The sequence below is a fragment of the Aeromonas sp. 9A genome (genome assembly GCF_963900955.1).
Classification (GTDB): domain Bacteria; phylum Pseudomonadota; class Gammaproteobacteria; order Enterobacterales; family Aeromonadaceae; genus Aeromonas; species Aeromonas salmonicida.
Window position 1 is genome coordinate 2,271,004 of the sequence record NZ_CAWRFG010000001.1, and the last position, 17,461, is coordinate 2,288,464.

The following is a 17,461-nucleotide window of genomic DNA, read 5'->3' on the forward strand; positions in this document are numbered from 1 at the left end:
AGCTGGGCCAGTTCTTCACGCCTCGCCCGGTAGTTGAGTTCATGGTTGACTTGCTCAACCCACAGGAAAATCAACTTATCTGTGACCCCGCATCTGGATCAGGTGGTTTCCTGATTCGTGCTTTTGAACATGTCCGTGCCCAGATTGTGGCCGATGTTCAGCGGCAGAAGGATGAAGAACGAGCCCGTATTGAAGCATTGGGTCTATCCGAAGAAAAAGAAGAAACTGAGATTGAAGCAGCCTTCTCGCGCCTGAACCGAGAACTACTACCCAGCGGTGACGACAACAAACCTATCGATACCCGCGTGGGGCGCTTGGCGTGGAAGTGCATCTACGGCACCGATGCAGAGCCGCGTGCCGCGCGCACTGCCAAAATGAACATGATCATGCACGGTGACGGGCATGGTGGTATTCACTACCACGACGGCTTGCTTGACATTAACGGCATTTTCAATGGTCGCTTCGATTTGGTGCTGACCAATCCCCCCTTCGGTTCCAATGTCGGCAGCGACCAGAAAGTCGGGGGCAGCGATGAGACCCGCGTGCCCACCGACGAAGCCTACCTCACCCGTTGCCGGGAACGCGGCTACGGTGATGCCTGGGAAGAAAGTCATCAACGTCTGCTGGATGCCGCTGCAGCCAAGACGCCGATCCTTGACTTGTTCGAGATCGGCAAGGCCAAGAACAATCGTCCCACCGAGCTGATTTTCGTTGAGCGTTGCCTGAATCTACTCAAGCCTGGTGGGCGAATGGGCATCGTGCTACCCGATGGTAATCTCAACAATCCCTCGCTGGCATGGTTGCGACGCTGGACCGAAGGCCGCGCCAAGCTGCTGGCGGTGGTCAGCTTGCCTGAAGAAACCTTCAAATCGAGCAACGCAACGGTCAAAGCATCCTTGGTGTTTCTGCGTAAGTTCACCGATGAGGAGTCGGCTGCTTGGGAAGCAGCATGGACTCAAGCTCATTCCGAGCTTGATGTAGACTTTGATACACAGCGTACGGCACAGCACCTAGCTTACGCCTCGCGCATCGTTAGTGGCGAAGATGCGGAAGCAAGGCGCTTGCTGGATGAGCTGGCCGAACTGGGATTGAATCGTACCTTGCTTCCTTGGCAGCGCGGTGAAGCCCCTGCATATCCTCGCACCTGTCGACCCACCACCCAAGGCAAGCCTGTCTGGCTGAGTGACGTCTCCAAGGAGCATAAGAAAGCGGCTGCTGAACTCAAGAAGCAGGCAACTGTTGCGCTGGCTAACGTACAAAAGCACTGCGATGCATTGTTGTCGGAACTGAAGGCCAAGTACAAGGCTATCGACGAAGCCCACACAGCCGCACTGTGGGCACGTGTGCGCGAGTTGTTTGATTACCCGGTATTCGTTGCAGCCCCCAAAGCCGTCGGTATCACCTCCACTGGCGACACTGGTGAGGGCGTGGCGACCGAGTTGCCTGATTTACTTAAAGCCTATCGCAAATTTGAAAATTGGTTGGCGCAAGGCGCGCAGCCGGAGGAAACGCCAAATTTTCCGGTGCCCTCCACTGCGTAATTCGGCGGTGGAGGGAGATTGAACGCTGGGTTGAGACGGCGGCGGTTGAAGTGCGCGCCAGTGGCTTTCCTCTAGTGCCGTTGAGTGAATTGATCGTTCAGCGTCTCGAACCAGTGCGCGTTGATGGCGTGCTTGGTGAATGGCAGGCAATCACTATCAAGTTCTCCGGTGAGGTACTGCCACGTGATCGCGACGAGGCCTTCAAGGGGGCCATGTTTGCTGCGTATCCTGGCGACTTAGTTTTCTCCAAAATTGATGCTCGCAATGGTGCTGTGGGGTTGATCCCGGACAGCATCCCCAAAGCGGTCATCACGCCTGAGTACCCGGTGTTTACGCCCAAACCAGAAAAGCTCCGACCCGATTTCCTGAACCATTTGTTACGGGCGGGTCACTTCAAGGCAGATCTGCAACGCAAGGCGTCGGGCACCAGTGGTCGTAAGCGGGTCACGCCCGAGGGCTTTTTGAGCCTAGATGTGCCAGTACCGACCTTGGACGAGCAAGATACACTTATTACTACCTACACCGAAGCTTTGACCCGTGCAGGACAATTAGAGCAGGAAGCCGAAGCCATTGAGCGAGCAGGCTGGCAAGCCTTTGAAGCGGCACTTGGCGTGGCTCCGCTCCCTCCACTGCGGGATCGACCCGTGTTTGTGGCACGGTTCAAGGATGTGGAGCGTTGGAGTCACGAAAGCATTTTGCGGCAATCTGTCTGCGGGCCGGAACAGCAGCATTCATGGCCGTTAACTCGTCTTGGCGATTTGGTTATTGATCTTGAAAATGGTTGGAGCCCAAAATGCCACAACCATCCCGCCCGCGAAGGCAAGTGGGGTGTGCTCAAACTTGGCGCAGTGTCCTTTGGTACCTTCAATGCCAACGAGAACAAAGAGTTGCCCGCAACTTTGAAGCCTCGCCCCGAATACGAAGTCATGACCGGTGACGTATTGATCAGTCGTGCGAATGTAGCTCGCTATGTTGGCGCATGTGCTTACGTAGATTCGACGTCACCCCATTTACTTTTGTGCGACAAGATTTTCCGAGTCCGCTTCCGCTCAGATAGTCAATTGCTGCCACGTTTCTTGGCTGAGGCAATGAAATTGAATTCTGTACGCGAGCACATCGAATCCCGATTGACGGGCACATCGCCCACCATGAAGAACATTTCGAAGCCCGCACTATTGGACATCCGTTTCCCTTTGCCTGATACAGAGACACAGCAACACCTTGTGGATGGGGTTGCCTCCTCACGCGAAAGCGCGATTACCAAGCGCACCGAGGCCGCTGCATTGCGCAGAACAGCATGGACTATGTTTGAGGCTGCACTGTTCACAGCTACTGAAGGCCTGCCGCACAAGTAACTATGCTTCCAGCTGCAATGCGCCCAGTGGGATGAATAGCAACACCATATAGCTAGCCTAAAATTAGAGCTTTTTTGCGTGGCGGGGCTGCCAGTAGGGAGTTAGCGTAGAGGGGAGGGGCAGCCTGTGGTTTGCCGCCAAATTAGGAAAGGGGCTTTGCGCCCCTTTTCTTATGGTGTTCTAGGCTGTTCGCCAATGCTCTTTAACAGGGCGTTATATTGATGCGGATCTGCCGCATAGATCTTGTCCAAGACGTAGTTTGCGACGTTGGAAATTTCTGGAATCTCCACAGGTTTGAATCCCCGATCTGGGATCGATTCAAGGTGTGAAAACTCGTTGTTTAGTCTATTAACAAGGGCGATTGCCGTCGGATCCTCTTCGCCGAAGAATTTCTTTATCCGTTCAAAGGCATCGTTCTTGTCGTCATGGTGCGGGAACTTGAAGAACAAGAAAGCTTCTAGGAACTTGCGAAGATTGTTCCCGAAGCCATAGAACGGTTCATGGGATTCATTTGCCCCGTCTTGATTGCGGCACTTATAGATCTGATGAAACAGGTAGTTGAATTCAGTGATGTAGTCACGCAGATACGAAGGCATCAGAGAAATCTTACTTGCCCCTCCGTTTCTCTCCACGATGAAATGTTGGTGGCCACCGTGATTTTTCTCATTAGGAAGTGATAATTTCTTTAGATATTTCAAGAAATCCAGATTGTGGGTGGATATAAAAAGTTGCTTATAGCGATAGCTGTTTGATCCGTTTTCATCCTTGATGGGCTTTGCAATCAAGCTTTCAATCAAACTGAACATAAAGAAGATGTGATTCCCGTCCAGGCTGGATATTGGGTCATCTATGTAGATGATCAGCTCCTTACCCTTGCTATCTGCTTCTTCCAGCTTGGCTATGAAGTAGCAGAAGGCGATCAGGCTACACTCGCCTTCACTCAAGTTGTAGGCTGATTTGCCATCCCGAGTGATCTCAAACTTGACGGCGGTTTTCGCCTCGTTGTCCTTGGCTTCAAGCTTGATGCCATTGTGACCGAAGAAGTGATTGAGCAAAGAATTTACCCGCTCCGCTCCTTTGCGTTCATCCTTCTGTTGGCCTTGTAAGCGGGTGACATCAGCTTCTAGCTTGACGATCTCGGTTTCAGCGTCAGCATAGGCAATGCTGGCAGTATCTGTTTGCGTCTTAAGAGCAGCAATACGGGTTAATTCGGTATCATAGGTGATGTCAACGATGAATGAAGCCACGTCGGTGAGTCGCAGAGCTTTGCGTGCGCTGTCCTTGTCCTTCTCCAGTAGGCTGGTACGGCCATTGCTCTTGGCGATCAGATCGTTGATCTCGTCAGCATACTTCTGTATCGCTGCAGAATCGTGCTTGGGGGCCGGCATAGCAACGGGTTGGAAGAGAGAATTTTTCCTAGAGTCCAAGGCAGTCTTGAGCGCTTCAAGATCTTGTTTATAGACCTTCAGGCATTCAGCAAGAGATTTTTGGTTGATCTCAAACGATGTTTTTTCTTCAGCGTAGAACTTATCGCCGGTCAAAGTCAGGAAGCCAGCAATAGCCTGAATTTCGTCATTGACCGATATCAGGCATGAATCGATGGACGACTCCAAATCCGAAGATTCTTTACTAAAGTGAGAGTCCAGAACATGCCATAAATTGTGGGGCAAATCCTGACGGCAGAAGGCGCATGTATCGCGTTTTTCCTTGTGCAGTGGGATGCCTTGCTTCACCCACGCTTGAAGGGCCGTTTCGTTCAACAGCTCTTGAATGGCCTGCGTCGGCTTGATAGATCTAGAAAGAAGCTCTTCGGCTACTGTCTTGATTGAATCAATTTTTAGGCTGAACGAGACTGTATCGGAGATGTCAGGAAGTGGCTCTTGCTTCAAGAGGTTGACCTTGGTTGCCTGTTCGTCAGTGGTTAGAGGCGTGAATCCCGCCTTCTTGACGGTGGCGATATCCTTCCTGATGCTTTCAATGTTGTAGACCGCAGAACCGTAGGTGCGATTCTTTTTAATCTTATCGTTGGCATGAGAGCGAAGTTTACCCTCTAGAGCATCAGAATCAGTTTTATGATTGCCTTTCGTCCGATCCCGCTCTTTTTTTTTGGCTTCAAGTTCATGCCGAAGACCAGCTTTCGATTCAACACTGCCTAGCTTGACTTGGATCGCGGCAATGGCATCTTCGATCTCTTTGTTCTTTTCACCGACGATGGCAAACGTCTTAATCTCACCGCTGGTTTGATTGACCAAGAAGCTTAGGTTCTCGCTCACGAAGTCCCGGTTGTAGACCCGAACATCGTAGCCATGACCGGCAAGGTCAGTCTGTGTCACATCACCCTTGTCACCGTAGACAGTGAAGGTTGAACCCACGTAGTTGGGCGGAATGCGCGCAGTCTCTAAAGCACGGAAGATTCGCGAGAGTGTTGTTTTGCCAGAGTAGTTTCGTCCGTAGAGGATGTTGAGTCTCTTGAAGTTCTGGACGGTGTTTCCCGCATCCTTAAGGCTTTTCTTCCAAGTGAGGTCTGTAAAACTACCGAAACTACCGATGTCAACCTGATTGAACATGAATTATCCCTTAGCGTTGGCTATTGGCAATACCTGATACTCGGTGATATGTGCTGAGCGGCTAGGAGAGTGCTTTTTTAAATTCCATGCGTTCTCTCGACCTAAACGTTGTTCATCGCTGTGATGGTATTATCTTATCACTAGCAAGCAATAGACTGAATCGCCCCTGGTTTTCTAGACACTCTGTTGCTGACCCTGGACGGACCCCGCCGCGTTGGGCGCGGTAGGGTTGGAGAGGTATTTAGTGAAGGGGAAAGCGCAGGGTTTGTCAGTAGTGAATAATAACCATGGTGCCAGTGTGTCCACCAGTGGATATGCGGTCACGCCTTGGCGCAGTGCGTGATGTCCGCGTTTATCACGGGGTAAATTGCGATATAAACATAGCCGTGACTTCCAAGGCTATCGGCTTCGCAGGTGAAACCACCGTGATGGATGGTGATACGTTGCTGACGCTGAGCATCAAGCTCGCCAGTCAGCAATTTGGCCTCCAGTTCCTTGATGATGGCCGGGAAGGCTGCCTCCAGCCAGTCGATAGCCACCTCCTCCCATTCGCCTGTCAATGAGGCCCGGTCTGACAGAAAGTGCAGGCGATGATGTTCTTGAATAAGACGAGCCCCAAAGCGCGGCGTCACGGTATGGGGCAAGCCCCACTGCGCAAAAATCCGGGTGGGCAGGTCTGTTTCGGCTGGTTGTTGGCTATTGGTGTGGGTGGTTGTCGTGGTCATGATTAGCGATACCTCAGTTGGGTGTGGATGATTGTGCCGGGCACGTTATGGCGCTGGCGTAGTCTGGCTAGGTGCTCAGTGAGGTCTGTCAGGCTTGCCAGTCGCCCTCGGTAGAGCCTTGAGAGGTTGACGTAGTCGGGATGGTGTACGGTGATGGTCACCTGATGCCCAGGCTGCCAGCGGCCAAACAGGCGAGCTTTGGCCTCTTTGATGGAGGTGATGCCGGGCGCTGGTAACGTCTGCCGGTTTCGCAGATGCAGTTTGTTAAGCTCGGGGGCATAGTTGTGCACCTCGAGCCCAGTGATAAGACGGGTCATGTTCGGTGACTCCAATGATGCTAAGGGCCGGCCTGTGAGGGCTGGCCCTTTATGCTGTTTGTGGATAAGCGGGGCTGGGTTGTTGTGGCTGTTGACCGCTACCAGGCCACGGTGGCTAGTCGTTGTAAAACAGGATGTAGTTCACACCGGCCTTCTGGGCGGCAGTGAGCAAGGGTTGCAGTGCTGGCGGGATGGCATCAAGCTCCATGGCCAGGTTCAGAGTGAACTCATAGGCGGAGTCATCTTTCACACCGACATGTTCATGGGAGGCCATTTGCTTTACCCATTGCCATTCTGGCTCCAGGTCTGCGTCATCGTAATCGCCGATGATGGAACTCATAGCGACATCCAGTATCTGCATCACCGAATGGCCTGCCAGTGGGTTAGGTGTTGCGGGTAGGGGGTTGGTCATTGCATCGTTCCTTGTTGTCTGGGCTGTGCGTTACATCTGATTGATAACCGGTTTGCAATTGAGCCGGTCCAGCAGGTGCAGCGAGCCGTACTGGGCTACCAATCGGTCGATGGCCATCTGGGCACAGGCCGTTCTGCTGGGCTTATTCTCAGGGATTGCGTAACGCGCGGTGAGCCAGCCGCCGAGCAGTGCAATGCGGTAGCCACTCGGGATGTGGGTGAGCGAGGTGCCTATCCCCCTCCCGTGAATGAGGAACGGCACGGTCTGCCCGCCGATATCGATATCCATGCGCTGCCCCTTTAGCTCAAAGGTGGTGAGCTCGCCAGTTTGCGGATGTTTGCCGGGCACCTTGATGGTGATGTTCTTAGCCATTTCATACCTCCGGCTTGGCTTCAAAATGTCGGGTCACAACGCCTGCTTCCGGGTCGATGCTGATAAACGCCGGGGCTTGCGGGTGGTATTGGTAGAGTCGCGCCAATTCAGCGCGAAACGCCTCAACGTGTGGCGCAATCACATGGCTGGTATCCCCTTCGGCGTAGGTAAAGGTCTCCAGCTTCTCGGTGTGAATCCAGATGCCGAAATACCAGGCGTCTTCCTCGGTATCGTATTGCTGCCAGCCCTTGGCCAGCAGCGTCCGGTCGTAGTAGTAACGGTCAGCCTGATGGCTGCCACGGTCGATGCGGCAACCCGTCACGGTGAGCTCAAGCGGGATACGCCCTACCTTCAGAGCCTTCTTGACCCGGCGCAATGTGTGCCGTGCCTTGGCCTTCTCTTTGCGCGGGTCGTAGGGGTTCAGCTTGCTGCCCACGTAGTTGAGGATCCCCTCGGCATTGGCGGCTGCATTGTGCGTCAGCGTGTGCAGCAGGGCGGTGACTTCACGGCGGGCTAGTGTGCCCACGTGATAGAACTTGTTCATGATACTTCTCCTTGAAACAAACACCCCGCTAGTTAGCGGGGTGGTAGATGTCGAGGTAGAGGTAGCCGTAGCTGCGCCTCGGACTGGCTTCACACACCCAGCCCTTGTGTTCAAGGCGAAACACCTCGTCCATGTCGGTGCATATCTGGTATGCCTTGGCCATCTTGGTTAACTCTCGCAGGAAGTGCGGCAGCACCGTGTCACACTCGGCCCGCCACGCCTCGTCTGGCTCGCCGTACATACCGGCACGGTCGTCCAGGAAATCAACATAACCACGTTGCAGAATGGCTCGAGCCCCCAGCTTGGGCAGGTTCGGGGTGCCCAGTCCCCATGTCATGTGCTCGAAGATGCTCATGTGTGGCTGCTCCAGTTTGGGTTGTCGTTGGTGCCGTGGTTGAAGTAGGCACCCACAATGGTGCGTCGCCACTCCCCAACGGGATAGCCGAGGTCGTTGCACTCACGCTCCCACCACGCAAAGTTAATCTCGCGGGGTAGGTTGTCCACCATGTCCAGTGGACTCACGAACAGCGTGGTCTTGTGCATCGTTGGCACGGGCTTGATCTTGTCGGGGCCAGTGCGCTTGCCGGTCTCGTCATAGTCGTGTGCCCACTTCGGGAAGGTGAGCTGATAGGTAATGAGCCTATGCAAATCGCTATGTGCGCTCATGGCCTGAGCGACTGCGACCTGAGTGAAGCTATCGCTGAATTCGATCATGGGTGTTTCTCCCTTTCTGCAGGTGAACGGTAAGCCGCTGCCAACAGCGCAAATTGTTCGACCAGATAGCTGATACTGATGCCCAGTTCATCGCTGACCGCATCACCCAGACGATGATGCAGGTGTGCCATGTCATCGGCAATACGCTGGGCTATCTGGGCGGTTGAGCTCGGTGGTGAGCTTGTCACTGTCAGGGTGATGGAAAGGTTCATTACATCTCTCCCCAGGGGGCTTGCTCCCACAGTGACAGCCGGGTCAGCACGTCTTGCGCCAGTGCCTGCTGCAACTGCTGTAGTACCTTCACCAGCCGAGGTGCCTGCTCAGGGCTCCCACTCCATTCGCTCGATTGGTACAGGGCGCAGCAGGTGAATTTGTAGAGGGCTACCAGTTCTGCATCGGTGAGTGGTGTCTGGTGGTAGTGGTGGGCAGGTTTAAGCGAACTCAGCTTGGTCGAGCAGTGCTGACGTGGTTCCTTGCGGTCCTGCTGACGCCCCAGCTGATAGCGATGCCAGACTGCCCGCCGGTTGGCGAGCATCATCAGCCGCACCAGCCGGTCTACCCTCCACGTCCAGGTACTGGTGACATCCATTGGCGAGTTCCACCAGAGGGTGCGTAACAACTCAAGGGTGTAGTGCGGTGGCATGGGGGCATTGCAAAAGCGGTGTAGCTGCACGGCAAAGGTCAGGTAGTCCTTGCGGTCGATCATGAAGGCAGACATTGGCATAGTTCCTTGAAATGCAAAAGGCCACCTGTAGTGAGGTGGCCTTGCTGGGGGGATCGGAATATCCGGATCATGGTGTTGGACCTGATGATCCTGGTTTGATGATCCGGGTTATTGGGTGGAAACGTGATCGGCATGCATGTTATTCGGCGATCGGTATACATGTTATTGCTGTGCCCGCGCTGCGTCTGGGTAAGCCGCATCGAACAGGATGGCGTAGAGAGCACAATCAATGCCGTTAACGGCATCGTGGTGCGGGTAATAGGGCGGTGCGTCTCGGGAGCGTTCGACGTAGTCGCCAAAGCAGCTGAGACAGTCGCGTATCTCGATGGTGGAGCCTTGCAGCAAGGTCTCTTCAAACTGCTTGGCATAACTCCGGTCATCACTAGCCTTGGTGATGGCCTTCTCCAGCAACGTCAGCGCATCTTCGTTGCTGACGGCTGTCAGGCCATGGCGCAGCTTCTCGAGCGTTTCCTCAAGGGAATAGGGATTGGGTAATCGCATGGCGTTTGTTCCTTCTTGGCGTGACTAATGGCGTAGCTGGTGGAGCAGTGTGTCAATGGCCTCGATGCAGTCGGCTTGGGTGAGCAGATAACCGTTGGGGAGGTGAGCCACGATAGCGGGCTCGGCTTGCATCTGAATGTTATCTTCAAGCCAGCAGCGCAGCTCGAAGAGGATATCGAGGGCAGTGAGGTGGGTTTTGCCTGGGGTCTGGTTCATAGTTGGCCTCTTTCGGCCATCGAGACCACGCCCTCAGCGCCGACCACCAGGTGGTCGAGCAATCGGACATCGACCAGCGCCAAGGCCTCTTTGAGGGCTTGGGTAAAGACCCGGTCTGAGTGACTGGGCTCCGGATCACCACTTGGGTGATTGTGCACAGCGAGGACCGCACCACTGTTCAGTTGCAAGGCCCTTTTGACCACTTCCCGTGGGTAGATGCTGGCGCTATCGAGGGTGCCGCGAAACAGCTCCTCAAAAGCCAACACGCGATGCTGTGAGTCGAGAAACAGTGCACCAAACACTTCGTGCTCCCGGTCTTGCAGCAGGGTTTGCAGCCGCAGAGCAGCCTCGGTGGTGCAGGTGATGGCGGTGCCTTTAGCCAGGCGCTTCCTGGCAATCTGGTTGGCGATACGCAGCAGGTCTTGCTCGGTCACGGGTTCAGTGACGACATAGGTGCCGGGGCACTCCCCGGCTTTCAGTTTGTGGTAACGCATGGTGGTCTCCTGAAAAAGAAAACCCCGGCAGCGCGAGGCATGCCGGGGCTAAATGCAGAGAGGTTGTTGGTTCACTTTGAGAGTAGTTCAGCTGGCCGTGGCGGCGGATTCACTCTTCACTGGCACCAGCGGTTCGGGGACCAACACGTTCAGCGGGATAGCCAGTGCGAGGCTCAGCCGTTCCGCCAGTTCATAGGCAGGGCCGATGGTGTCATAGTCAGCAATCCAGGTAGCCAGGGCAAATCCACTGGCCTCTACCGCCCGCAGGTAGACACTGTGGTCCTGTACGGTCAGGCCACTGTCACGTACCACCTGTGTCTCCCCCTCCCGGTTAATCGCTTCGAGCTCAACAGCTATCGGTTGTTTGGGCATCAGTCCTCCTCAGTCACCACTGACGGTGACGGTAAAAAAGCCCAGCTGGGCGTAGGCAAGAAAACTGTTCTGCCACATGTTGAATAACTCTTGGGCATCTGCCATGGGGAGCGGCCCCCAGCCTTGCAGGTAGTGCTCGTTATCCAGGAAGTTGAAGTCGAGTTCTTTGCAGAGCTCGGTATCTTGTCCCAAGCCTTGGTAGCTAAAATCAGTGACGTAGTCGAATAGCCAACCATCAAGACCACGTATCAGCTGGATTTCGACCGGATGGACCCCACCACTTTGAGGTTGATAGTCAGGGTTGCGAAAGCTGAAGGTAAGCCGGGTGAGTTGTTCAAGGTCGAAGTCATATTTCACGACTTCCTGATTGAGTAGTACCAGCAGTGGCTCTGTCACAAACAGGTTAACGCCATCACGGTGAAAAGGAATTGTCATGATGTCTCCTCGTATAGATTCAGTCTTTGAACCAATCCCAGAGTTTGCTGACGCCATAGGCAGCAACCGCTCCTACTGCAAGAGGAGCTAACAGCGGGGCTGAAGCAATGCCGGTGATCGACACTACCGTCGCAGCGGCCCCACTACCGCCAGCAGTTGTGGCCAGAGTACTGGCAGCAAGCCCTGCGGTTGCACTGGTGGCCGCCTTGCCCAGCGTATGGCGGGCCACTTCGGCAGCCACTACCGTTGCTACCGCGGTCTGCAGCAGCTTCGGGGGATGCTGAACCCCTTCAATGCACTAGGTAACAAATTGCTCGCTAGTGGCAAATGGCTGGCCTTGTTCGCCTTCGCTTAGCCGTGCGTAGGCCCGTGTCAGGCTCTCCTCTCGACAGAACAGGCGTTGGACGTGGGGCCTGACCTCAATAGCGTTGTGCTGGCTGAATTCAGCCAAGGAGGTCTGCGCCAATTGACCTGAGTGATCACCGGCAGGAGTTGGTAGACAGTGAATGACCTGGTCATGGCCAACGAAAATCCCGTGATGGTGGCCTTCAGGCTGCGGTGTAACCAGGTGATCGCCGATAATGAAATGTCGTGTCATGGGGTGATGTTCCTCATCAAGGGTTGGAAATGAAAAAGGGCGTCACCATCACGGTGACGCCCTTTGGCTTTATTTTTCCTGAGCGTACTACTTGCCGCTCACGGTGATCTTCAGTGGTTGATGAAACTCGGGTGTGAAAGTGGAGATGGGGAGCCGGGTAACTTGGTTATGTGCAAAGACTTCGGTCGCCTGAATAATGGCGATTGACTTAGCTTGCTCAATCTGTCCGCAATCAACTTCCGTAAAACCGCCACCATAACGAGTAGCTGAACTCCCACCGAAGGGTTCAACTTCCAGCGTTGATTCGGCCAGCGCTTTGCCCTTCTTGTCATTAAACTGCAGCGTGATATACAAATGACCAAACTCGTCTGCCCCACCACTATCTAAAGAGAAGTGATACGCACAGACACCTTGGTTTGCGTAAACGGTGTCGGTGTGCCGGATAGATAGGTAGCGTTGGGCCTCGGCAAAACAGGTTGTACTCCAACACAAACCACTCACGAGAAATACCGCAAAGCTTTTTTTCATGCCATTTCGCATCTTTCGAATTTTATTCATGTTCAGCTAAGCCACCTTTTAAGTTGGGTGTTGGTTTCAACACGTTTAATTAACAGTTGCCGGTTTTCTGACAGAGCTCTTTCAGACTCTGTTGGCCGACCCACTGCTGAAGTTCTCGTTCTTCTTGGCGCTGTTTGGCTTTGATTGAACTGAGCTGTTGTTTATCGATACAACGCTCTGGTAACACCATTAGTATTTCGGTGCTGACCGACTGCTGTGGTTCATCTGAGAGCATAGAGTAACGCGACTGCTCAAATTCAAGCACCTTCCCGGTGTCGACAATGGAGACGTAGCAACCTTTCCCTTCATCTTCACCTTGATATATGATGCTGATATCCGAGTAGTCACCACTGCGTGGCTTATAAGAAAGATAGGTAAGTGTTTTTTTGTTCTTATCAGCTAAAAACAAAGGACTTCCAGACATTTTTCTCAGGAAGGCATATTTGGTCCATGGATATTGATTTATGACCTCTCCACTCCATTTGAGGGCGTTATGCATCTTGTTGTCATCAAAATTATCAGATGAGTACCAACCCTGAGATTTCATAGTCGCCCAAGTATCATACGTTCCTGTGATTTCAGCCGCGTGAGCAGATATCGCGGTGAATATAAGACCACTCGATATCATCATTGCTTTTAGTATACTGTTCATATCTATCTCCATTGTATATATCCCTATTGCCAAAGGACGTCCTATCGATGTTTGGCTTGCCAGTAAGAAAAATTCACTGTTAATATCACATTGCTTCTGGTAAAAATTGTGTTTGGTTAGTTTGATTTCTGAGAATACGTTGTACGCTGGAAACACTTATTCCCGTGCGCTTGGCGATTTCAGTTCTGGATAGTCCTTTGGCAACCAGTGCAAGAACTTCATTACCTTTTGCCATTGCGGTAGGCTTACGGCCCTTATACACACCTCGTCGTTTGGCTAACTCAATACCCTCTGCTTGTCGCTCTAACATCAACTCTCGCTCGAATGTTGCGATAGCACCGATCATGGTGAGCATTAACTTGCCGGTAGGCGTTGAGGTATCGATCCCCAGATTTAATATCCGTAATGCAACGTGCTTGTGTTGTAGAAATTCTGATATCTCCAATAGGTGACGAGTATTACGAGCCAAACGATCCAGCTTGGTAACCATCACCACGTCTCCCTCCTTCACATAATCCAAGAGGAGAGCAAGCTGTGGCCTATCATCACTGGCACCGCTAACCTTCTCCTGGAAAACTTTATTACATTCGGTCAGCGCTCGAAGTTGAACTTCCAGGCTCTGACCTCCCGTACTAACACGTGCGTAACCTACCAGTGCCATGGTCTCCTCCCGGTCAATAGGGCAAGGTACACTGACCCCCATGGTCAAAAGTCTCGAAGAGACCTTAATGACCAGAAAATGGAGGAAAATAGATGAAATGAGTGCCGATTTCGTGAGTGTCACTAGGGCTTGATCTATTGAATCACACCAGTGGTTTAAATAAGAAACCGGTTGTCTGATTGAGCTGCAATGGGGCGTAGAGCGTTCTATCACAACAGAATATAGGACTTCACCTTATCCCCGCCTTGGAATATCGGGTCTTGGTTGGTAGGGCCAGTACCTATAATTTTCGACCGCCCTTGAGCAACCCAACTATCTCCAGTTCAAAGCCACCGGCTGCCTGCAACCACATATAGAGAAACGGCGTTAGGAGGGGGATAATTACCGAGGCTATGCCTGGGTGGTTGGCCGATATAGGCCACGGAGTCAATGAAATGAGTCATGAAATATCTCCAATAAAAATGGGACTGATAGAGCAGTCCCTTGGTTAGGTTCATGGAGATAACATATATCTTAAATTTTTTATAATAGGAGGGGGGAGAAACACCAACTATTTAGGGTCAAAAGCGCATGAAAATTTAGAGCCAGCTATGAGCAAGGAACAGCAATTTAACACCTCCCCACATTCATGAAATGAAGAGCTTGTCAATAGATGGAAGGGCTTTTTTTGGTCTTAAGACACTGCTATTTTCGCTACAAATAGCAAAAATAGCAATGTATCACGGGGACGGTAGGCCACCATAAGGTCAGTTTACGGTGACACCTAGGAAGCTGTCCCAAGCCTTAGAGCGCAGGTGGTCATACAAGCGTGCCATATTTTGTTGTTGAGATGCGAATTGGGACATAGCCAAGAGTCCATTTTCCGTGAACGATGGTCCACATAGATGTTCAATTAAAAACAAATTTTCTGACATACAGTTAATGAAGGATGAATCTTTGAGGAAGGGAATAAGATCACCATGAAGGTCATCTTCTGTCAGCGTTGTACGGTTCATGAATATTTCTGCGCGTTGTTCTGGTGAAGCATCTGGCGATATATTGTTTAATTCAGCCGTCAACGTAGCGCTAACATGGTATAACCTGTCTAACATACCGTATATTGCTTGTGGTATTGGTTCGGTCCCATAACCTTTCTTGGAGGTACAGGTCAATTTTAATGTTAGCTGATTGTAGGCATAAATGGCACGCATGATTGAGATATTGTTCGGGGAAGATGTTAAGGCATTGCGCGACTCATTAGTGAGCGTGCTGTTCATGAGCTGGTTTATTGCAATCGGGCTTTTTTGGTCTGTGGTAATAAGGCCCTGCCCTGCAATGATGTAATGAGACAAGATAGTCAACTTGCTGTTACTCAGCTTTCCTTTATTTAAGCGAAAATGCAATCCAACGTAAAGCATCGAAAAGGCATAGGCAAGAAAACTAAATTGTTCACATGCACCATATGGCGCATCATCAGCTAATGCGTAAGCATCATCTAACTTTTCATCCTGAATGCAGTTGATAATCTTGATAAGATAGGCATAGGGAATAAAAAGAGACCGATGAGCCCAATCCTGTTGATCTATATCAGTGATTGGTTTAAAAATGGTTCGGTCATAGATATCAAAAGAAGATTGGTGTGGGCTGGAGACGAGGTCTTTTAGCTGATTTATTAATTGTTCATTTTCCTGCATAGTGTCTACCGACAACTCATGTCTGACCGGTGTATGAAGAAGATTAACCAGTGGCGCAAACTGGCGCTTTAAGTAATTGTCACCAAGCCTGTTTATTTTATTAATACCACGGTCCCCCGTCAAATTTGGCAGGAAGAAAAGATTTTGTAGATGATATTGCAGGCAAAGCATTTGTTCATCCTTAGATAACAGCTTATGATAACGGTGAACAAGTGTTTCTAAATGAGCTGATTGGCTTTCCAGTCTAGACAAAAGTGACATCGCGAGATATGCCGTGTTTAGCTTTAGCAATTTCGTTAACTCTGCGCACTCCTTCTCATTGATAGGCAGCGCATTCGCTATGATTTTAGCTCTGTCATTTTCATATCTCTTCCTAAATTCAAACATGCCAAGAATGGTATCAGCAGTTTGCATTCTGCCAGGGCCGATATTCTTGATGTTTCTTGCAATTTTCTTGGCAATATCATTTTCATTTAAATCCAAATACTGAATGTATTGTCTTAAGTAAAGCTTTATCCTCACATGCAAATTATCGGCACTGAGTGTTTCATTATCAAAATTCGATTCAAGCATTTTGTGAATGTGATAAAAAAACGACTCAGCACGTTCAATTATGCTTTCTTTGTGAGTGATAATGGCGATTATTGGTATTAATACATGTTTGACATAGCAATCCTTTACTTCTTCTTCGGATTTCAATGTGATGATTGGGATAGATGAAACTTCTAAATATAGATGTTCCAGTACACTATAACGAAAGGGCGTAAAACCGCTGGTTGTGCCACTTATTAGATCGATAAGCAAAGGCATGTAAGTGCCAAACATATCCTGGTGTGCCTTAAAGTCATTAGTGTTTTTAAAATGCCCCTTTCTGGTCTGCTTTATACCCTCTGGATTCGAATGCTCATTGATTAGTTTCAATGCGTAAAAAATATCATATATAAAGATCTTTAAAAAATGCGTCTGTACAAAAGGTTGCAATGGCTCTCTAATGAATAGCTTAGGGGCAGTTTTATAATGAGCTTGTAGACATGAATAAGGTGTAAGATTCTTTATAGCGCGTTGAGGTATACGATGATTATACCAATACGTAAAGCGATCTAACTGCATTTTAAAATTGTGCAATAGCGTTACTGATGTAGCTTTATTGTTTAATAAGGAGCTATTTCGAAAGAGCTTATCACTATCTGTACACAGCTCATTACTGATTCGCATCAATTCAAGATGTGGTAGTGCTAACGCATTGCAGATTTCAGTCGGGGCACGGGTGAGATGGGCTTCCTTTGGCAAAGGATATTTATCAAACATACGAAGGTGTTGCTCGATAAGCAGCACCCGGATCTGAAACGGAAAATGTGCCTTCACGTTCTTCAAGAACGCTATCACGTTAACGGCTTTCGTGTGTTCTTGTATCTCGATATAAGCCCAGCGCGATGCGCAATCTTGTGCGACTAGCACGTAATGATGTGCAGTGTTCTCCGGCATATCGGGCAGACGCCTGATCCTTATCTCAACAATGCCGGGCTTGTTGAGCTGACGTCGTGGTTTGACCTTTGCTCGGATGTATTGAGATAACGGGTCCGTGATGTTGGTTTCCCCATCACGCGCTAAGCTGCGGTACAGAGCGGAGCGAGACGTTGTAGACAGGACGAAGGTTCTCGCGACACACAAGAGATCATCAAGCGTCAGACGAAGCATTTTGTGCACCGCAATCAGAAACCACTGCTGCTCTTCTGTAAGCGTAGTGGGAAGACGATGTGGAGTGTGAGAGGCATCCTCCGTCGTTTTCCTGGCCTTCCAGCGTCTTACCGTTCTTTCGGATACACCCAACGTGTTCGCCAGCTCAGAGACCGTCAGTGGGGAGTTTTGTATTAACTTGCGCTGTTCGGTGGTTGTCGTGGCATTTGGATGTCGTGATGCCATGGTTGCGCTCTCCTTCAATTGTGCAAGTCGATACTGTAAAGCAAATGACTCAGGCCTGCGAACCAATCATCCGGAACAGATCTAGTAGAAGGATCCAAACTAACGAT

22 protein-coding genes are annotated in these 17,461 nt (G+C 51.0%); 2 read left to right on the forward strand and 20 right to left on the reverse strand.

Annotation, left to right across the window (positions count from 1 at the left end; all coding sequences use genetic code 11):
• Positions 1–2 precede the first annotated feature (2 nt).
• Both AACX78_RS10640 and AACX78_RS10645 read left to right on the forward strand, forming a co-directional pair.
• Positions 3–1,541: an HsdM family class I SAM-dependent methyltransferase gene (locus AACX78_RS10640; protein WP_265342336.1), complete on the forward strand. Its 1,539-nt coding sequence runs from the start codon at positions 3–5 to the stop codon at positions 1,539–1,541.
• Between the two features lie 80 nt (positions 1,542–1,621).
• On the forward strand, positions 1,622–2,896 hold the full coding sequence (locus AACX78_RS10645; RefSeq protein ID WP_159166171.1) for a hypothetical protein: 1,275 nt from the start codon (positions 1,622–1,624) through the stop codon (positions 2,894–2,896).
• A gap of 170 nt (positions 2,897–3,066) precedes the next feature.
• Here AACX78_RS10645 and AACX78_RS10650 read toward each other — a convergent pair whose 3' ends face one another.
• From AACX78_RS10650 to AACX78_RS10745, 20 genes are all read right to left on the reverse strand, one after another.
• A complete protein-coding gene (locus tag AACX78_RS10650; protein WP_159166172.1) occupies positions 3,067–5,463 on the reverse strand; it encodes an AAA family ATPase in 2,397 nt (798 codons plus the stop codon).
• A 320-nt stretch (positions 5,464–5,783) separates the two neighbouring features.
• Complete coding sequence (locus tag AACX78_RS10655; RefSeq protein WP_159166173.1) at positions 5,784–6,188, reverse strand: type IV toxin-antitoxin system YeeU family antitoxin; 405 nt, start codon at positions 6,186–6,188, stop codon at positions 5,784–5,786.
• Positions 6,189–6,190: 2 nt separating this feature from the next.
• Positions 6,191–6,505, reverse strand: a complete 315-nt coding sequence (locus AACX78_RS10660) for a hypothetical protein (RefSeq protein WP_159166174.1) — start codon at positions 6,503–6,505, stop codon at positions 6,191–6,193.
• Positions 6,506–6,620: 115 nt separating this feature from the next.
• Complete coding sequence (locus AACX78_RS10665; RefSeq protein WP_159166175.1) at positions 6,621–6,917, reverse strand: hypothetical protein; 297 nt, start codon at positions 6,915–6,917, stop codon at positions 6,621–6,623.
• A 30-nt stretch (positions 6,918–6,947) separates the two neighbouring features.
• The gene (locus AACX78_RS10670; RefSeq protein ID WP_159166176.1) at positions 6,948–7,289 is read right to left on the reverse strand and encodes a hypothetical protein; all 342 of its coding nucleotides are present in this window, start codon (positions 7,287–7,289) and stop codon (positions 6,948–6,950) included.
• 1 nt (position 7,290) lies between these two features.
• A complete protein-coding gene (locus AACX78_RS10675) occupies positions 7,291–7,833 on the reverse strand; it encodes a hypothetical protein (RefSeq protein ID WP_159166177.1) in 543 nt (180 codons plus the stop codon).
• A gap of 28 nt (positions 7,834–7,861) precedes the next feature.
• Entirely contained in the window at positions 7,862–8,188 is a 327-nt protein-coding gene (locus tag AACX78_RS10680; protein WP_159166178.1) for a type IV toxin-antitoxin system YeeU family antitoxin, read from the reverse strand.
• Entirely contained in the window at positions 8,185–8,547 is a 363-nt protein-coding gene (locus AACX78_RS10685; protein ID WP_159166179.1) for a hypothetical protein, read from the reverse strand. The genes AACX78_RS10680 and AACX78_RS10685 overlap by 4 nt, the downstream gene beginning before the upstream one ends.
• Entirely contained in the window at positions 8,544–8,759 is a 216-nt protein-coding gene (locus tag AACX78_RS10690; RefSeq protein WP_159166180.1) for a hypothetical protein, read from the reverse strand. The genes AACX78_RS10685 and AACX78_RS10690 overlap by 4 nt, the downstream gene beginning before the upstream one ends.
• Positions 8,759–9,265: a hypothetical protein gene (locus tag AACX78_RS10695; RefSeq protein WP_159166181.1), complete on the reverse strand. Its 507-nt coding sequence runs from the start codon at positions 9,263–9,265 to the stop codon at positions 8,759–8,761. Before AACX78_RS10695 ends, AACX78_RS10690 begins: the two co-directional genes overlap by 1 nt.
• A 168-nt stretch (positions 9,266–9,433) precedes the next feature.
• Entirely contained in the window at positions 9,434–9,772 is a 339-nt protein-coding gene (locus tag AACX78_RS10700; RefSeq protein ID WP_201302834.1) for a hypothetical protein, read from the reverse strand.
• Between the two features lie 24 nt (positions 9,773–9,796).
• Positions 9,797–9,988, reverse strand: a complete 192-nt coding sequence (locus tag AACX78_RS10705) for a hypothetical protein (RefSeq protein WP_064337736.1) — start codon at positions 9,986–9,988, stop codon at positions 9,797–9,799.
• Positions 9,985–10,482, reverse strand: coding sequence for a RadC family protein (radC, locus tag AACX78_RS10710; protein WP_159166182.1), 498 nt, complete (start codon positions 10,480–10,482; stop codon positions 9,985–9,987). Before radC ends, AACX78_RS10705 begins: the two co-directional genes overlap by 4 nt.
• 87 nt (positions 10,483–10,569) lie before the next feature.
• Positions 10,570–10,854, reverse strand: coding sequence for a hypothetical protein (locus AACX78_RS10715; protein ID WP_159166183.1), 285 nt, complete (start codon positions 10,852–10,854; stop codon positions 10,570–10,572).
• Positions 10,855–10,863: 9 nt separating this feature from the next.
• Entirely contained in the window at positions 10,864–11,289 is a 426-nt protein-coding gene (locus AACX78_RS10720; protein WP_159166184.1) for a DUF2787 family protein, read from the reverse strand.
• Positions 11,290–11,587: 298 nt separating this feature from the next.
• A complete protein-coding gene (locus tag AACX78_RS10725) occupies positions 11,588–11,887 on the reverse strand; it encodes a lecithin retinol acyltransferase family protein (protein ID WP_236556319.1) in 300 nt (99 codons plus the stop codon).
• Positions 11,888–11,974: 87 nt separating this feature from the next.
• The gene (locus AACX78_RS10730) at positions 11,975–12,445 is read right to left on the reverse strand and encodes an IrmA family protein (RefSeq protein WP_236556320.1); all 471 of its coding nucleotides are present in this window, start codon (positions 12,443–12,445) and stop codon (positions 11,975–11,977) included.
• A gap of 49 nt (positions 12,446–12,494) precedes the next feature.
• Positions 12,495–13,097 (reverse strand): hypothetical protein, encoded by a 603-nt coding sequence (locus tag AACX78_RS10735; protein WP_159166185.1) that lies wholly within the window; start codon positions 13,095–13,097, stop codon positions 12,495–12,497.
• Between the two features lie 85 nt (positions 13,098–13,182).
• Positions 13,183–13,758 (reverse strand): recombinase family protein, encoded by a 576-nt coding sequence (locus tag AACX78_RS10740; protein WP_159166186.1) that lies wholly within the window; start codon positions 13,756–13,758, stop codon positions 13,183–13,185.
• Positions 13,759–14,504: 746 nt separating this feature from the next.
• The gene (locus tag AACX78_RS10745) at positions 14,505–17,354 is read right to left on the reverse strand and encodes a hypothetical protein (RefSeq protein WP_159166187.1); all 2,850 of its coding nucleotides are present in this window, start codon (positions 17,352–17,354) and stop codon (positions 14,505–14,507) included.
• Positions 17,355–17,461 lie beyond the last annotated feature (107 nt).

Excerpts from the sequence above, each read along its gene's own strand:
- AACX78_RS10695 (WP_159166181.1), bottom strand. The coding sequence starts at position 9,265 with ATGTCTGCCTTCATGATCGACCGCAAGGACTACCTGACCTTTGCCGTG.
- AACX78_RS10655 (WP_159166173.1), bottom strand. The coding sequence starts at position 6,188 with ATGACCACGACAACCACCCACACCAATAGCCAACAACCAGCCGAAACA.
- AACX78_RS10690 (WP_159166180.1), bottom strand. The coding sequence starts at position 8,759 with ATGAACCTTTCCATCACCCTGACAGTGACAAGCTCACCACCGAGCTCA.
- AACX78_RS10670 (WP_159166176.1), bottom strand. The coding sequence starts at position 7,289 with ATGGCTAAGAACATCACCATCAAGGTGCCCGGCAAACATCCGCAAACT.
- AACX78_RS10650 (WP_159166172.1), bottom strand. The coding sequence starts at position 5,463 with ATGTTCAATCAGGTTGACATCGGTAGTTTCGGTAGTTTTACAGACCTC.
- AACX78_RS10735 (WP_159166185.1), bottom strand. The coding sequence starts at position 13,097 with ATGAACAGTATACTAAAAGCAATGATGATATCGAGTGGTCTTATATTC.
- AACX78_RS10715 (WP_159166183.1), bottom strand. The coding sequence starts at position 10,854 with ATGCCCAAACAACCGATAGCTGTTGAGCTCGAAGCGATTAACCGGGAG.
- AACX78_RS10675 (WP_159166177.1), bottom strand. The coding sequence starts at position 7,833 with ATGAACAAGTTCTATCACGTGGGCACACTAGCCCGCCGTGAAGTCACC.
- radC (WP_159166182.1), bottom strand. The coding sequence starts at position 10,482 with ATGCGTTACCACAAACTGAAAGCCGGGGAGTGCCCCGGCACCTATGTC.
- AACX78_RS10720 (WP_159166184.1), bottom strand. The coding sequence starts at position 11,289 with ATGACAATTCCTTTTCACCGTGATGGCGTTAACCTGTTTGTGACAGAG.
- AACX78_RS10680 (WP_159166178.1), bottom strand. The coding sequence starts at position 8,188 with ATGAGCATCTTCGAGCACATGACATGGGGACTGGGCACCCCGAACCTG.
- AACX78_RS10740 (WP_159166186.1), bottom strand. The coding sequence starts at position 13,758 with ATGGCACTGGTAGGTTACGCACGTGTTAGTACGGGAGGTCAGAGCCTG.
- AACX78_RS10660 (WP_159166174.1), bottom strand. The coding sequence starts at position 6,505 with ATGACCCGTCTTATCACTGGGCTCGAGGTGCACAACTATGCCCCCGAG.
- AACX78_RS10745 (WP_159166187.1), bottom strand. The coding sequence starts at position 17,354 with ATGGCATCACGACATCCAAATGCCACGACAACCACCGAACAGCGCAAG.
- AACX78_RS10725 (WP_236556319.1), bottom strand. The coding sequence starts at position 11,887 with ATGACACGACATTTCATTATCGGCGATCACCTGGTTACACCGCAGCCT.
- AACX78_RS10730 (WP_236556320.1), bottom strand. The coding sequence starts at position 12,445 with ATGAATAAAATTCGAAAGATGCGAAATGGCATGAAAAAAAGCTTTGCG.
- AACX78_RS10685 (WP_159166179.1), bottom strand. The coding sequence starts at position 8,547 with ATGATCGAATTCAGCGATAGCTTCACTCAGGTCGCAGTCGCTCAGGCC.
- AACX78_RS10665 (WP_159166175.1), bottom strand. The coding sequence starts at position 6,917 with ATGACCAACCCCCTACCCGCAACACCTAACCCACTGGCAGGCCATTCG.
- AACX78_RS10705 (WP_064337736.1), bottom strand. The coding sequence starts at position 9,988 with ATGAACCAGACCCCAGGCAAAACCCACCTCACTGCCCTCGATATCCTC.
- AACX78_RS10700 (WP_201302834.1), bottom strand. The coding sequence starts at position 9,772 with ATGCGATTACCCAATCCCTATTCCCTTGAGGAAACGCTCGAGAAGCTG.